The following is a 14,507-nucleotide window of genomic DNA, read 5'->3' as shown; positions in this document are numbered from 1 at the left end:
GGTGGTATTGTGGATAAGAACGTAGATGTTAATATCGTAGAATTATTAGAATATCTTCAAGATTTAATTGAGAATTCTCCGAAGGTACCTATAAGTGGGAAAACAATGGTTGATAGGAAAGAAGTACTTGATGTAATAGACCAAGTAATAAACTATCTACCAGATCAATTTAAAAAGGCACAATGGGTTATGAACGAAAGAGAAAGAATTTTATCAGAAGCTAAAAAAGAGTATGATTCAGTAAAGAAAGAAACAATGGAAATGATGAGACAAAATGTTGAAAATCATGATGTTGTAAAAGAAGCTAAAATTAGAGCACAGGAAATAGTGTCAGCTGCTCAAAGAGATGCAAAAGCCATAAGGTTAGGATCAAGAGACTATTCTGATGAAATATTAACAGATCTTGATAGAGAATTAGAAGTAAAGAAGGCAGAGCTTATAAAGGCCTTACAAGTAAGCTTTGAAGAAGTTGCTAGTGACCTAGATAAGAACTTCACTGGTATAAGCTCTACCATTAAAGATAATATTAAAGAACTACGAGATATGAAGAAGTAATTTTTTGAAAGTTTTCCCTATTGCATATATACCTAAAATTATTACAAAAGGTATAAAATACATAAATGACGTTATATAAGGAGTTGTAGGGGCTACTATAGTGGATGTTGCTATACTGCCTACAAATAACTTTGCAACTATAAAGGTTATTATAAAGCTTAAGATTCCTTGGACTAGCTTAAGTAAAGTATATCTAAACATAGGTACATTATGCTTGCTAATAAAAGAACTTACTTGAGCTATTATTGATAGCCCGGAAAAAGAACATAAGAAGCTTATTATACTTAGTTTTAATGGTATTGTTAATGTAGAATTGGCTATTATATTACAACCGTTAGTAATTTCAATACTGCCAAGAAAAAGTGCATATATAGAGTCTTTAGGTAAACTTAAAAATGATTCTAAATTATTAAAAATAATGCTTATATTAGCATTATTTTTTATTATGCCGATAATTACTGAAAAGATGACTATAAATCCACCAACTTGTATGGTAGTAGAAATTGCATTATCTATTGCGTTCTTAAAGGCTTGACCAAAATTAATTTTTGGACTTGATAAGTTAGATGAATTATTATTGGATATTTCTTTATTCTTTCTTGTAAATAGTCCTATAAGAATTAAAGAAAAATAATTTGCTATTAATAGTAAGTACCCCAATGTTGCATTTCCTAGCATTGCAGTACAAACTGAACCTACAATAAATAAAGGACCGCAGTTAGAAGCTATATTAAGTAGTCTGCAATATTCTTTTTTGTTTATATAACCTAAATCATAAATATCAGTACAATACTTTGCTCCTAGAGGGTATCCACATAAAAAACTAGCAGCTAATGGGAAAGAGCATACTTTTGACAAACCTAGGGGTTTACATAAAAAAGGCCCTAATATTTTTGAATATAAGGAAATACCATCATAAGATATTAACAAGTTACAGATTACTAAAAAAGGAAATAATGTAGGAACCATTGCTTTAAACCATAGCTTGCACCCTTCAATTGCAGATGCCATAGATACTTTTAAATTAACAAAAAATAAAATTATAAGTATGCTTATTAAAAAAGATATAATATAGTTCTTTTTTATATCTATTAATTTAAATAAAATTTGAATTAATAGAATAATTAAAAGCCATAAGAAAATAATACTTAACATGAAATCACTCCAATCTATATAGTATTTATATTTCCTATGGCTTTACAATATTATTTTTTACTAAAAAATGTTGGACTTTTTAAATAATCATCATAAGGTGAAACAGAAGAATTAAGGATAGAATAAGCTTTAGTTCCTAGTAAATCAATTTCTAAGTATTCATCATTAAGCTTTTTAGGCAACTTTGTTAATATTTCTATATTACCTTTCTTTTTTATTTCTTTAAGTATTTTACTTCCAGTTTCATTAAAAGCAAGGGGTCTAATATAATTCGGTGTTTCATGAACAAGTTTATCAATATCATACTTTTCCAATCCTAAAAAGAATGATGTTAGAATTCTGTTTATCCTTGTGTATGTATATCGTTTGCTCTTAATATTTAAAATTAACTCATCTATACTTTTAGAGTTAGTTATTTCTTTTACTATCTTATTATCTAAACCTTCTTTTACATCATAAACTTTATTGAGAGTTTCTCCTGAAGTTAAAATCTTATATTTTACATATTGAAAGATATCATCGTTAAAAACAAAATTATATTTTTCTTCTTTCAATTTTTTTAAATATGAGAAAGTTTCTTTGGAAACAGTAGTTTCAATTTCTTTTAAATTACCACTGTTCTTTAAAGCATTTCTAATTGAAGTGGCAGAAGAAAAAATATTGTTAAGTTCTGAATCATTATAATTTGCTCCTTGTCTTTTTAATGTATATGGGACAATGGAACTATTTAATTTTGATAAAGACTTTATATATTCAATAGCAAGAATGTTATTAGAACTACCTATAATTTCTTCGCAACAAATATCATGAAGAGAATTCTTCAAAGCAATTTTTCTTGCTGTATGAAATGGCACACCTTTATCAAGTTGAAGCTTTAGATTTAGTTTGAAGTCCTCAGGCTCTGTTATTAATACCTGGGAGATTCTTTTCAGTTCTTCAATATTACCAGACTCACTTCCAAAGTAAATAGAGTTTACTACTCCTGTGGAGTTTAGTATGCTACATGCTCCATGAGCAAAGCCTTCAGCTGAAGATATAGAATATACTAAAGGTAGTTCTATTACTAAATCAACGCCATTAGCTACTGCTATATTAGCTCTTTCCCACTTATCAATTATAGCTGGGATTCCTCTTTGCATGAAGTTACCACTCATTATACATATTACACCATCACAATTTGTATCTATCTTTGCTTTTTGTAGATGATAAAGATGACCAAGATGAAATGGATTATATTCAGTTATTAAGCCAGTTATATTCATAGCTTTCCTCCTATACGGAAAATATAGAGATATTATAACATAAAATATATCCATTTAGGTCACAACATAAAATAGAGGGAATTTTTCTGATAATTAAGATAATTTTTAATCTAAAGACTTTGGCAAATAGGGGATTTTAAGGTTGAAATAGTGTACGGTGTAGGAGTATAGTATAAGATGAAGAGACAACGTGTCTTTGAAAGGAGAAATGAACATGAAACTGATGAATAAAATATTGGAAGTAGCAAAAGCAGATAAAAAAAGAATTGTACTTCCAGAAGGAAACGAAGAAAGAACAATAGTAGCTACGGAAGAAATATATAAGCAAGGATATGCACATCCTATTCTAGTAGGAAATAGAGAAGAAATATTAAACAAGGCTACTGCTTTAAATGCTGATTTAACAGGGGTAGAAATTATAGATCCTGAAACATCAGAAAACTTAAGTAAGTATATAGAAGCATTCTATGAATTAAGAAAGAATAAGGGCATGACTATGAGTAAAGCTGAGAAAATAGTTAGAGACCCGTTATATTTTGGGACAATGATGGTAAAGCTTGGTGACGCAGATGGTATGGTATCAGGTGCTGTTCACACAACAGGTGATCTTTTAAGACCAGGTCTACAAATAATAAAGACAGCTCCAGGAGTTTCGGTTGTATCTAGTTTCTTTATAATGATGGTACCGGATTCTGTATACGGAGAAGAAGGAATGCTTCTATTCTCTGACTGTGCAGTTAACCCAAATCCTAATGAAGATCAATTAGCTGCTATAGCAATTGCTACTGCAGAAACAGCTAAAAACTTATGTAAGGTTGAACCTAGAGTTGCAATGCTTTCATTCTCAACTATGGGAAGTGCTGACCATGAGTTAGTATCAAAGGTTAGAACTGCTACAGAAAAAGCAAAAGAATTAAGACCAGATTTATTAATAGATGGAGAAATGCAATTAGATGCAGCAATAGTTGAGTCAGTGGCTAGCCAAAAAGCTCCTAATAGCAAGGTTGCAGGAAAAGCAAATGTATTAGTATTCCCAGATTTACAAGCAGGAAATATAGGATATAAATTAGTACAAAGATTTGCTAAGGCAGAAGCAATTGGGCCAATATGTCAAGGTTTTGCTAAGCCAATTAATGACTTATCAAGAGGATGTAGTTCAGAAGACATAGTAAAGGTTGTTGCAATTACAGCTGTTCAAGCTCAAAGTAGTAAATAATAAAGCTAAAAAGGAGTGTCTCTAATAATGAAGGTACTTGTTATCAATTGTGGTAGCTCATCATTAAAATATCAGTTAATAAATATGGAAAATGAAGAGGTGCTTGCACAAGGGTTAGTAGAAAGAATAGGAATTAATGGTTCAATTTTAACTCAAAAGATAAATGGTAAAGAAAAATACGTGGTTGAGGAAAAAATGGTTAATCATGAGGATGCTATAAAGCATGTATTAGATGCTTTAATAGATGAAGAGCATGGAATAATTAAGGATATGAGCGAAATTGATGCAGTAGGTCATAGAGTTGTTCATGGTGGAGAAAAGTACTCACAATCAGTACTTGTTAATGATGAAGTTATGAATTATTTAGAGGAATGTGTAAAACTTGCACCTCTTCATAATAGACCTAACATAATCGGAATAGAAGCTTGTAAGAAGCTTATGGCTAATACACCTATGGCTGTTGTTTTTGATACAGCTTTCCATGGTACAATGCCAAAAGAAGCGTATATGTATGCTTTACCATATGAAATGTACGAAAAACATGGGATAAGAAAATACGGATTCCATGGAACAAGTCACAAATATGTATCTAATAAAGTAGCAGAAGCTATGGGTAAGGATATAAAAGATTTAAAAATAATAACATGCCATCTAGGTAATGGAGGAAGTTTAACAGCAGTTAAGAATGGAAAAGCTATAGATACTACTATGGGATTTACTCCATTAGATGGAATTGTTATGGGGACTAGATCAGGAAGTATAGACCCAGCAGTTGTTATTTATCTAATACAAGAGTTAGGATATTCTGTAGAAGAAGTTAATGATATTTTAAATAAAAAGTCAGGAATATTAGGGGTATCAGGAGTAAGTTCTGATTTTAGAGATATAAGATCAGCAGCTTATGAAGAAAACAATGAGAGAGCTAAGTTAGCTTTAGATTTATATCATTATAAGGTTAGATGTCAAATTGGTGCTTATACAGCAGCAATGGGAGGAGTAGATGTAATAGTATTTACAGCTGGTGTAGGAGAAAATGCTATTGAAACAAGAGAAGGATGTGTTGAAGGACTTGAATTCCTTGGTGTTGAAATAGATAAGGATAAGAATAAAGTTCGTGGAGAGCTTAAAGAAGTGTCTAAAGATGCATCAAAAGTAAAAATTTATGTTGTTCCAACTAATGAAGAATTAATGATAGCAAAAGAAACAGTAGAATTGTTAAATTAATCCATTGACTTTTAATCATGCAGTTTATATAATAAATTGTGTTTATTCAGTAAATATTTTAGCTAAGGAGTGAAAAGGCTCAAAAAGAGTCGTTTTTATGGAGATACAGTTTTTAGATCTTATTTCTAGAAAAGAAAGAAAAAAAGATATTACTTATAAGGTGGAAGCTGAACCATTCTACTTTGAAGGGGATTATATTAAACCTTTAAGCGAAGTAGATGTTAAGGGTGAAGTAACATCTGATAATAATATAATAACGATTAAAGCTCATGTTAAAGTAGATTTAGAATTAAAATGTTCTAGATGCCTAGATACCTTTATCTATCCAATAGATATTGATATAGAAGAAAGGTTTACAAATGACAGCGAACATTGTGAAGATGAAAATGTTGTTTTTGTAAAAAGTGATGCATTAGATATCACAGAAATTGTTGAAAATTCAATAATATCAACCTTACCTATTAAGAGACTTTGCAGCACAAATTGCAAAGGCCTATGCCAAAGTTGTGGTGCTAATCTTAATAAAGAAGCATGCAACTGTAACAATGAAGATGTAGATCTTAGATTGGCAGGCTTAAAGGCGTTGTTAGATAATAAGGAGGTGTAACAATGGGAAATCCAGCTAGAAAGACATATAGAGCAAAGAGAGATTCAAGAAGAGCTCAAACTTTTAAGGCAAGCTTACCAGGGATCGTAGAGTGTCCACAATGTCACGAAATGAAACTTGCTCACAGAGTATGTAAGAACTGTGGTTACTATAAGGGTAAAGAAGTAGTAGTTACTGAAGAATAAAGAAAGTCATTAGACTTTCTTTTCTTTATATTCAGATAAAAAAAGGAGATAATAATATGAAGATAGCTATAGACGGTATGGGGGGAGATCATGCACCGCAAGCTGTTGTGGAAGGTGTTGTTCAAGCACTAAAGGAATTTGAAGGCGTAGAGATGTATATAACTGGGCCTGAAAATATCATAGCAGAAGAACTTAAAAAGTATGATTATCCAAAGGATAGAGTAAAAATAATTGATGCTACTGAAGTAATCACTACTAATGAACATCCTGTAATGGCAGTTAGAAAGAAAAAAGATTCTAGTATTGTAAAGGCCCTACATTTAGTTAAAGAAGGAGAATGTGATGCCATTATTTCTGGTGGAAGCACAGGAGCTTTTTTAGCAGGATGTACATTTATAATAGGAAGAATTAAAGGGGTTGAAAGACCAGCACTTGCACCTATAATGCCAGGTAGAAATGGTAACTTTATGGTTGTTGACGTAGGAGCAAACGTGGATTGTAAGCCTCAATATCTAGCTCAATTTGCAAAGATGGGCAGAATTTATTATGAAGCTATGTTCGATACTAATAATGCCAGCATTGGTCTTGTAAATATTGGAGCGGAAGAAGAAAAAGGAAATGAGCTTACAAAAGCAGCGTATCAGTTGTTAAAGGAAGAAGACTTTAATTTTGTGGGAAATGTTGAACCAAGGGATATTCCTACAGGAGATGTTAATGTATTAGTCACTGATGGGTTCGTTGGAAATACAGTTTTAAAGATGTATGAAGGATCTGCTTCCACTCTTTTAAAAATGATTAAAGACGAAATTTATTCAGCACCTTTAATACCTAAGTTAGGAGCAGCATTATTAAAACCTGTATTTAAAAAGTTAATGGTTAAGTTTGATTATAAAGAAGTTGGTGGTGCACCATTTTTAGGCGTTAATAACATATGTATAAAAGCACACGGAAGTTCTGATGGGAAGGCATTTAAAAATGCCATAAGACAAACGATATTATTTAATGAAAGAGGAATTCTTGATACAATGAAAAAAGAATTTCACAAAGAAAAATAATATTAGATTTTATTTATAAGTTATATTGACGAATAAAAATATATATACTATCATCTAAATGAAAGGACTTAGGAGGTGAATATAATGTTTGAAAAAATACAAGAAATTATTGCTGATAAATTAAGCATTGATGCTGAAGAAATAACTTTAGATTCATCATTTATAGACGATTTAAATGCGGATTCATTAGATATTGTTGAACTTATTATGGCTTTAGAAGATGAACTAGAAATGGAAATTCCAGATGAAGACGTTGAAAACTTTAAAACAGTTGGAGATGTTGTGAATTATGTAAAAACTCATCACGAAGAATAATGTAATCCCGCATCTTTCGCGGGATTTTGTATTTTAGTTTATTCTTGAATTTATTAGTAAGCTAAAGATTGAAGAATAAACTTAGAAGAGGGGTATATATGAATAACTTTAATTTAAGTAATGTAGAAAAAAACTTGAAGATAAATTTTAATAATAAAAGAATAATACAAACAGCTTTTACTCATAGCTCATATGCAAAACAGTTTAAGGAATCTCAATATAATGAAAGACTAGAGTTTTTAGGCGATTCTGTTTTGCAGTTAACAATTACAGAGTATTTGTTTTCAAATTATAAAAACAAATTAGAAGGAGAGCTAACAAGGTTACGTAGTTTAATTGTTTGTGAAAACTCCTTATATAATGTAGCAAGAAAGCTAGGAATATCTGATTTTATAATGATGAGCAAGGGTGAAGAGTTAACTGGTGGTAGAGATAGAATATCTATACAAGCCGATGCAGTAGAAGCTATTATTGCAGCTATTTACCTTGATAAAGGATTAGAAGTTGCTAAGGAATTTATATTAACTAATTTTAATGATATTATTAAAAAAGCTATAGATAATAAGATAATTTTAGATTTTAAAACTAAGTTACAAGAATACTTACAGAAGGATGGAGATATTGATATAAATTATGAACTTTATAAACATGAGGGGCCACCACATAGAAGAAAGTTTTTTGTTAACTTATATGTAGAAGGTAAATTATTGGGTAGTGGGGAAGGATATAGCAAGAAAGAAGCAGAACAAAATGCAGCAAAAGAAGCACTAGTTAAACTGGAGGTCATTGATGAGTAAAAATTATTATATTATACCGTTGTTTGTGCCACAAGAAGGTTGTCCACATAAGTGCGTATTCTGTAACCAAGATAGAATAACAGGATCAAAAGAAAGTGTTACAGCCCAAACGGTATACGATACTGTTGAAGAGTATTTACAAACAATTGATAATAAAGATGCAACTATAGAAATTTCATTCTTTGGAGGAACATTCACAGGAATAAGAGAAGAAAAACAAAGAGAGTTACTTTCTGTTGCAAAAGAATATAAAGATAAAGGTCTTGTAGATAAGATAAGAATGTCAACTAGGCCAGACTATATTAATGATTATATACTAAGTTATTTACAAGAGTATAGCGTAGATATAATTGAATTAGGAGTGCAATCATTAGTTGGGGATGTTTTAATAGGTGCAGGACGAGGGCATACAATTAAACAGGTTGAAGATGCATCAAAACTTATAAAAAAGTATGGCTTTACACTAGGGCATCAAATTATGCCTGGATTACCTAGGGATAGTTTTGAAAAAGATATAGAAACAGTTGAAAGGTCTATTAGTATGAAGCCTGACGTTTGTAGAATATATCCTTCTCTTGTTATTAAGGATACTCCAATGGCAGTTATGTATAATAGGGGGGAGTATATTCCTTATACACTAGATGAAGCGGTTTCTATATGTAAAAAGTTATATAAAATGTATTTGGAAGCTGGTGTTCAAGTTATAAGAATAGGACTTCAGCCTACAGATACTATTACTGAAGGAAAAGATATTGTAGACGGTCCATTCCACCCAGCCTTTAGAGAGCTAGTTGAAGGTAGTCTTATTAGTGATAGAATACGTGAAGCCTTTAAGGAAAGTAAAAAGGGAATAATCTGTTTAAATAGTAGGGATTTAAGTAAGTTATATGCAAATAAGAAAAAGTATTTTAAAGAGTTATTATCTGATGGATTCGTAATAGATGTTCAAAGAGATGACGCCTTAGAAAGAGGACAGATTATTTTTAAATAAATGGAGATGTAGCCTGAATTATAAGAAGCGTTATAATTCAGGTTATTTTGTTCTTAAGAGTTAAGAAATATTGAATTTTGTACAAGGTTAAGATAAACTTATAAAGAAGATAGGAAGTGTTTTTATGAAAAAGAAGACAAGAGATAAATTGAAATATATATTAGCAACATTTATGGTGATTATTTTTATAATGGGATTAATTCCAGCTATATTTCACTAGTAAGGAGTGGGCGTATTGTTTTTAAAGTCGCTAGAAATAAGAGGATTTAAATCCTTTGCAGACAAAACAGAATTAAGGTTTAAAAAAGGTGTAACTGCTGTAGTTGGACCAAATGGAAGTGGGAAGAGTAATATTTCTGACTCAGTTAGATGGGTTCTGGGTGAACAAAGTGTTAAGACATTAAGAGGAGGCAAGATGGAGGATGTAATCTTTGCAGGAACTCAATATAGAAAACCTGTAGGATTAGCCCAAGTATCTTTAACTCTTGATAATACAGATGGTTCATTAAGTTCTGATTACAATGAAATTACTGTTTCAAGAAGAATATTTAGATCAGGTGAGACTGAATATCTTTTAAATGGAACTAAGTGTAGATTAAAGGATATTACTCAGCTATTTATGGATACTGGTATAGGTAAAGAAGGATATTCATTAATAGGACAAGGTAAGATTGAAGCTATTCTTAGTGGAAAACCTGAAGAAAGAAGATCTTTATTAGAGGAAGCAGCTGGTATTGTAAAGTATAAATCTAGAAAAGAAGAAGCTGAAAAGAAACTTTCTAATACAGATGAAAACCTTGTGAGAATTAGAGATATTATATCTACATATGAAGAGAGAATTGAACCATTAAGAATAGAGAGAGAAAAAGCTATTGAATATAGAGGACTATATGATACTTTAAGGGTAAGTGAAGTGTCTTTGTTAGTTCATTATATAAATAATATTGAAAAAACATTAAAAGAGTACAGTGAAGCTGTAATACAAAAGAGAAATAAATTAGATGAAAAGAAAAATCTTTTACTAACTGAAAAAGAAAAGTTAAAAGAAATAGAGAGTAAAATAGAAGAAATAGAAAATAAGACAATACAAGAAAAAGCTGAGTATTATGAGAAAAAAGAAAGTATATCTAAAATCTCAAATGATATAGATGTATTTAGAGAGCGTATTAAAAACCTTGAAACTATAATGGAGAAGAATACTTTAAGTTTAGATGAGTATAAAAATAAAATTTCTATTATAAAAGAGGAAAAAGACAGAGTTGAACAGGAACTTTTAATAAAAAGGGAAGAACAAAGAGAGAAGGAAGATGAAATCTCTTTATTGGAAAATAAGAATAGCGAGTCCATAAAAAATATTAATAATATGGATGAAGAACTTAAAAAGTTAAAAGAGGATGAATTTGAGTTATTAAGAGGTAATTCTGAAATTAAAAACTCTGTTACATTAATAAATAATGAAATTAAGTTAAGGATTGAAAAGGAGCAAACATTAAAATCTTCTATTCAGTCTTTAGAAGGAAATATAAAGATAAATATTGCTACTTTAGAAAGTTTAAAAAATAAGGTAGAGACAATAAAAGATGAAATAGGAAAATTAGAAGCTTCTATATATGAGAAGAGGAAAGAAATAGGAATATTAAATTCTAAAATAACCAAAAGGGATAATGAGATAAAACTTCTTAATAAAAATATTAACGAACTTGAAGCAAATAAAAATATGTTATCCAATTTAGAAAAGCACTATGAAGGATATAATAGGTCAGTAAAAATTCTTATGGAAAGAATAGAGAAGGGCTTAACACCAAAAGCAGATGGGACTAAAGTTCTTGGAGAAGTTTTTACTGTTGAAAAAGATTATGAAACAGCTATAGAAATAGCTTTAGGTGCTGGTATATCCAATGTAATTACTGAGAATGAAAGGATAGCAAAAGATCTTATTAATTATTTGAAAAAGAATAATATAGGAAGAGCAACATTCTTACCTCTAGATAATATAAGAGGAAACAAGCTGTCATTGGATTCAAGAATTACTTCAATGGAAGGATTTATAGGAATAGCATCAGAGATAATAAAATATGATGAAAAGTATACCAAAGCTATTAATAATGCTTTAGGAAGAACTATTGTATGTAGTGATATGGATTCAGCCTTAAAACTATCAAGAAATAGTAATAATAGCTATAGAATAGTAACTTTATCAGGAGAATTAATATCTCCAGGAGGAGCTTTAACTGGGGGAAGTATACAGGGTAAGCACACTAATATTCTTGGAAGAAAAAGAGAAATTGAAGAGATAGGTGAGTTATTAGAAAGTAAAAAGCAAAAATTACAAGAATCCTTAAATGAGTACAATAGTTTTAAAAAGAAAGTATCAGATTTAGATGAAAGTATATTAAATGATAGAGATGAAATTCATGCTAAGAATGTTGAAGTTGCAAAGAATGAATCTGAAATAATTTCTTTAAAAAATGAATCTGAAAAGCTAAAAAATAGTTTAGAGGTTTCTAAGCTTGAGTCTAAAAGAAATGACGAAGATATACAAAGATTAAATGATAAATTAAAGGAAAAAACTAATGAGCTAGAAAAAATAGAAGAGCAAAATAGTTGGAATAAAGAAAGAGCTATATCTCTAGAAGATGAAGTAAAGGTTGCTAGGGAGAAGCTTAATAAAGAAAGAGAATATATTACGGAACTTAAGGTTAATAAGGCATCTTTAGATGAAGCATTAACTGGTAAGTTAAGTGAAATATCAAGGAAAGAAAAAGAAATAGATGAGAATATTTCAAAAGCTAAGTTGATGGAAGATGAAAATAAAGACAATAGAGAGAATATTCAAATCTTAAATAATAATATACATGAAAGATTAGATAGAATTGAGATAGAGAAGAATAGACTTGTTGAACTTGAGGAAAGTTTTAAAGAAGAGGAAGTAGAAAAAGCTAAATTAAAAGAAGACTTTAAGATTAAAGATAGTTTAATAAACGAAACCTTAGATATAATAAATAAAGAAGAAGGCGAATTAAACAAGCAAGAAGTGCAGAGAGCTAAATATGAAATGGAAAAAGATAATCATTATACAAAGTTAAATGAGGAGTTGGACCTTACATTAGCTGAAGCAGAGGAAATAGCGGTAGATATTGAGAGTGTCCATGATATAAAAGAAAGTATCAATAGTTATAAGAGAAAAATTACAGCCCTTGGAACTGTTAATTTAGCTGCTATTGAAGAGTATGATGAAGTTAAAGAAAAGTATGAGTTTATGTCTTCTCAAGAAGAAGATTTACAAAAATCAAAAGAAGAACTTTTATCTGTAATATATGAAATGACTACTAAAATGAAGGAATTATTTAAAGAGAACTTTAAGGTGTTAAATAAAAACTTCAATGAAACTTTTAAAGAATTATTTAAGGGTGGTAGTGCAGAACTTATTCTTGCAGAAGGTGATGAATTAACTGCCAATATAGACATAAATGTAGAGCCACCAGGAAAGAAACTTCAAAATATTAATCTTATGTCAGGGGGAGAAAAAGTTTTATCTGCCATTGCATTATTGTTTGCAATATTAAAGATGAAGCCAACTCCATTCTGTATATTAGATGAAATTGAAGCAGCACTTGATGATGCTAATGTATATAGATATGCTGAATTCTTGAAAGAATTCTCCAAAGGAACTCAGTTTATAGTTATTACTCACAGAAAAGGTACAATGGAAGCTAGTGATGTAATGTATGGAGTTACAATGGAAGAAAAGGGTATATCAAAGGTTGTATCAGTAGACTTAACAAAATAGAACTAGGAGGAAGAAGTATGTTTGGAAAATTATTTGACAAACTTAAGGATGGATTATCAAAAACAAGAAATGGATTAACTGATAAGATTAACGAAGCTTTAAAGTTAGCAGTAACAATTGATGAGGATTTATATGAAGAGTTAGAAGAGATTTTAATAACTTCTGATATTGGTATGGATACAACTATGGAAATCATAGAAAAGCTAAGAGAGAAGATTAGAAAAGAAAAAATAAATGATACAGAGTTAGTAATTCCAACATTAAAATCTGTTATTAAAGAGATGATGATGGAAGGAGCTGAAGAAGAGGAAGATCAAGAAGGCAAAAAGGTTCTTTTAGTTATTGGTGTTAATGGAGTTGGTAAAACAACTTCTATTGGAAAACTTGCAGCTAAGAATAAAGCAGAAGGCAAAAAAGTTCTTTTAGCAGCAGCAGATACATTTAGAGCTGCTGCCATTGACCAACTAGAGGTGTGGAGTCAAAGAGCTGGTGTTGATATAATTAAGCAAAGTGAAGGGTCAGACCCTGCAGCTGTAGTATTTGACGCTGTAACTGCTGCAAAATCAAGAAGTGCAGATATACTTATTTGTGATACTGCAGGTAGACTGCACAATAAAAAGAATCTTATGAATGAATTATCCAAAATAAATAGAATAATTGATAGAGAATATAGTGAAGCTAAAAAAGAAACCTTATTAGTATTGGATGGAACAACAGGACAAAATGCTGTTATACAAGCAAAACAATTTATGGAAGCATGTCCTATCGACGGAATAATACTTACAAAGTTAGACGGTACTGCAAAGGGTGGAGTTGTAATATCAATTAAACAAACTTTAAATATTCCAGTTAGGTATATTGGAGTTGGAGAAGGTATAGAAGATTTACAAGAATTTGATGCAGAAGCTTTTGCAGAAGCTTTATTTTAATATTTCTACAGGTGTTAAGTAAAAATACTTGACACCCATAAATTATTCTGTTATTATCTCTTTTGTGGGTAAGGTGATTATATGGAAGATAGAGTTGAAATTTCTTTATTAATGGATTTTTATGGTCCATTATTAACAGAAAAACAAGGTAACATTATGGAGCTTTATTATAATGAGGATTTATCCTTGGCTGAAATTGCTGAATTAAATAACACAAGCCGTCAAGCTATCCATGATTTAATTAAAAGATGTTACAAGCTACTTCTATCATATGAGAGTAAGCTTCACTTACTTCAAAAGAGTATAAAACGTGAAAAAAAGATTACAGTTCTTTTAAAAGACTTTAAGGAAAAGTATTCTTTATCTAATGAAGAACTTGAAGAATTAAGATTTAAGTTAGAAGAGTTGTAATATATTTAGGAGGTT

General features: G+C 30.2%; 15 protein-coding genes. 13 read left to right on the top strand and 2 right to left on the bottom strand.

What is annotated here, in order from left to right; all coding sequences use genetic code 11:
- The first annotated feature begins 9 nt into the window (after nucleotides 1-9).
- Entirely contained in the window at nucleotides 10-555 is a 546-nt protein-coding gene (locus tag I4V16_RS03550) for a hypothetical protein (protein ID WP_049176872.1), read from the top strand.
- On the opposite strand, the gene ylbJ is transcribed toward I4V16_RS03550, so the two are convergent.
- Nucleotides 535-1,710 carry a sporulation integral membrane protein YlbJ gene (ylbJ, locus tag I4V16_RS03545; protein ID WP_049176874.1) on the bottom strand — a complete coding sequence of 392 codons (1,176 nt, stop codon included), beginning with the start codon at nucleotides 1,708-1,710 and terminating at the stop codon, nucleotides 535-537. The two genes, I4V16_RS03550 and ylbJ, sit on opposite strands and share 21 nt — an antisense overlap.
- Nucleotides 1,711-1,760: 50 nt before the next feature.
- Complete coding sequence (locus tag I4V16_RS03540; protein ID WP_049176876.1) at nucleotides 1,761-2,972, bottom strand: nucleotidyltransferase; 1,212 nt, start codon at nucleotides 2,970-2,972, stop codon at nucleotides 1,761-1,763.
- 214 nt (nucleotides 2,973-3,186) lie between these two features.
- On the opposite strand from I4V16_RS03540, the gene pta reads away from it, so the two are divergent.
- The 12 genes from pta (at nucleotide 3,187) to I4V16_RS03480 (ending at nucleotide 14,492) form a co-directional block, all read left to right on the top strand.
- Nucleotides 3,187-4,188 (top strand): phosphate acetyltransferase, encoded by a 1,002-nt coding sequence (gene pta, locus I4V16_RS03535; RefSeq protein WP_111937888.1) that lies wholly within the window; start codon nucleotides 3,187-3,189, stop codon nucleotides 4,186-4,188.
- Between the two features lie 27 nt (nucleotides 4,189-4,215).
- Complete coding sequence (locus I4V16_RS03530; protein WP_195966521.1) at nucleotides 4,216-5,412, top strand: acetate kinase; 1,197 nt, start codon at nucleotides 4,216-4,218, stop codon at nucleotides 5,410-5,412.
- A gap of 97 nt (nucleotides 5,413-5,509) precedes the next feature.
- Entirely contained in the window at nucleotides 5,510-6,019 is a 510-nt protein-coding gene (locus tag I4V16_RS03525) for a DUF177 domain-containing protein (protein WP_049176881.1), read from the top strand.
- 2 nt (nucleotides 6,020-6,021) lie between these two features.
- Entirely contained in the window at nucleotides 6,022-6,204 is a 183-nt protein-coding gene (rpmF, locus tag I4V16_RS03520; RefSeq protein ID WP_027097509.1) for a 50S ribosomal protein L32, read from the top strand.
- A 56-nt stretch (nucleotides 6,205-6,260) separates the two neighbouring features.
- Nucleotides 6,261-7,259 carry a phosphate acyltransferase PlsX gene (plsX, locus tag I4V16_RS03515; protein WP_049176883.1) on the top strand — a complete coding sequence of 333 codons (999 nt, stop codon included), beginning with the start codon at nucleotides 6,261-6,263 and terminating at the stop codon, nucleotides 7,257-7,259.
- Nucleotides 7,260-7,343: 84 nt separating this feature from the next.
- Nucleotides 7,344-7,574 (top strand): acyl carrier protein, encoded by a 231-nt coding sequence (acpP, locus tag I4V16_RS03510; protein ID WP_049176885.1) that lies wholly within the window; start codon nucleotides 7,344-7,346, stop codon nucleotides 7,572-7,574.
- Between the two features lie 98 nt (nucleotides 7,575-7,672).
- Complete coding sequence (rnc, locus tag I4V16_RS03505) at nucleotides 7,673-8,371, top strand: ribonuclease III (RefSeq protein ID WP_049176886.1); 699 nt, start codon at nucleotides 7,673-7,675, stop codon at nucleotides 8,369-8,371.
- Nucleotides 8,364-9,362: a radical SAM protein gene (locus I4V16_RS03500; protein WP_195541906.1), complete on the top strand. Its 999-nt coding sequence runs from the start codon at nucleotides 8,364-8,366 to the stop codon at nucleotides 9,360-9,362. The genes rnc and I4V16_RS03500 overlap by 8 nt, the downstream gene beginning before the upstream one ends.
- Nucleotides 9,363-9,486: 124 nt before the next feature.
- Nucleotides 9,487-9,582 carry a DUF4044 domain-containing protein gene (locus I4V16_RS03495; RefSeq protein WP_193394351.1) on the top strand — a complete coding sequence of 32 codons (96 nt, stop codon included), beginning with the start codon at nucleotides 9,487-9,489 and terminating at the stop codon, nucleotides 9,580-9,582.
- Between the two features lie 15 nt (nucleotides 9,583-9,597).
- On the top strand, nucleotides 9,598-13,152 hold the full coding sequence (gene smc, locus I4V16_RS03490) for a chromosome segregation protein SMC (RefSeq protein WP_111937890.1): 3,555 nt from the start codon (nucleotides 9,598-9,600) through the stop codon (nucleotides 13,150-13,152).
- 17 nt (nucleotides 13,153-13,169) lie between these two features.
- Nucleotides 13,170-14,081: a signal recognition particle-docking protein FtsY gene (ftsY, locus tag I4V16_RS03485; protein ID WP_049176891.1), complete on the top strand. Its 912-nt coding sequence runs from the start codon at nucleotides 13,170-13,172 to the stop codon at nucleotides 14,079-14,081.
- An 81-nt stretch (nucleotides 14,082-14,162) separates the two neighbouring features.
- On the top strand, nucleotides 14,163-14,492 hold the full coding sequence (locus I4V16_RS03480; protein ID WP_027097516.1) for a putative DNA-binding protein: 330 nt from the start codon (nucleotides 14,163-14,165) through the stop codon (nucleotides 14,490-14,492).
- The last annotated feature ends 15 nt before the right edge of the window (nucleotides 14,493-14,507 follow it).

Source organism: Clostridium sp. 1001283B150210_160208_E6, assembly GCF_015669365.1.
GTDB classification, from domain to species: Bacteria; Bacillota; Clostridia; order Clostridiales; family Clostridiaceae; genus Clostridium; species Clostridium paraputrificum.
The sequence above is the reverse complement of the archived record's forward strand: the minus strand, read 5'-3'. Positions and strand labels throughout refer to the sequence as shown.

Excerpts from the sequence above, each read along its gene's own strand:
- I4V16_RS03525 (WP_049176881.1), top strand. The coding sequence starts at position 5,510 with ATGGAGATACAGTTTTTAGATCTTATTTCTAGAAAAGAAAGAAAAAAA.
- rpmF (WP_027097509.1), top strand. The coding sequence starts at position 6,022 with ATGGGAAATCCAGCTAGAAAGACATATAGAGCAAAGAGAGATTCAAGA.
- ftsY (WP_049176891.1), top strand. The coding sequence starts at position 13,170 with ATGTTTGGAAAATTATTTGACAAACTTAAGGATGGATTATCAAAAACA.
- acpP (WP_049176885.1), top strand. The coding sequence starts at position 7,344 with ATGTTTGAAAAAATACAAGAAATTATTGCTGATAAATTAAGCATTGAT.
- rnc (WP_049176886.1), top strand. The coding sequence starts at position 7,673 with ATGAATAACTTTAATTTAAGTAATGTAGAAAAAAACTTGAAGATAAAT.
- I4V16_RS03495 (WP_193394351.1), top strand. The coding sequence starts at position 9,487 with ATGAAAAAGAAGACAAGAGATAAATTGAAATATATATTAGCAACATTT.
- I4V16_RS03500 (WP_195541906.1), top strand. The coding sequence starts at position 8,364 with ATGAGTAAAAATTATTATATTATACCGTTGTTTGTGCCACAAGAAGGT.
- I4V16_RS03540 (WP_049176876.1), bottom strand. The coding sequence starts at position 2,972 with ATGAATATAACTGGCTTAATAACTGAATATAATCCATTTCATCTTGGT.
- I4V16_RS03530 (WP_195966521.1), top strand. The coding sequence starts at position 4,216 with ATGAAGGTACTTGTTATCAATTGTGGTAGCTCATCATTAAAATATCAG.
- I4V16_RS03480 (WP_027097516.1), top strand. The coding sequence starts at position 14,163 with ATGGAAGATAGAGTTGAAATTTCTTTATTAATGGATTTTTATGGTCCA.
- plsX (WP_049176883.1), top strand. The coding sequence starts at position 6,261 with ATGAAGATAGCTATAGACGGTATGGGGGGAGATCATGCACCGCAAGCT.
- ylbJ (WP_049176874.1), bottom strand. The coding sequence starts at position 1,710 with ATGTTAAGTATTATTTTCTTATGGCTTTTAATTATTCTATTAATTCAA.
- pta (WP_111937888.1), top strand. The coding sequence starts at position 3,187 with ATGAAACTGATGAATAAAATATTGGAAGTAGCAAAAGCAGATAAAAAA.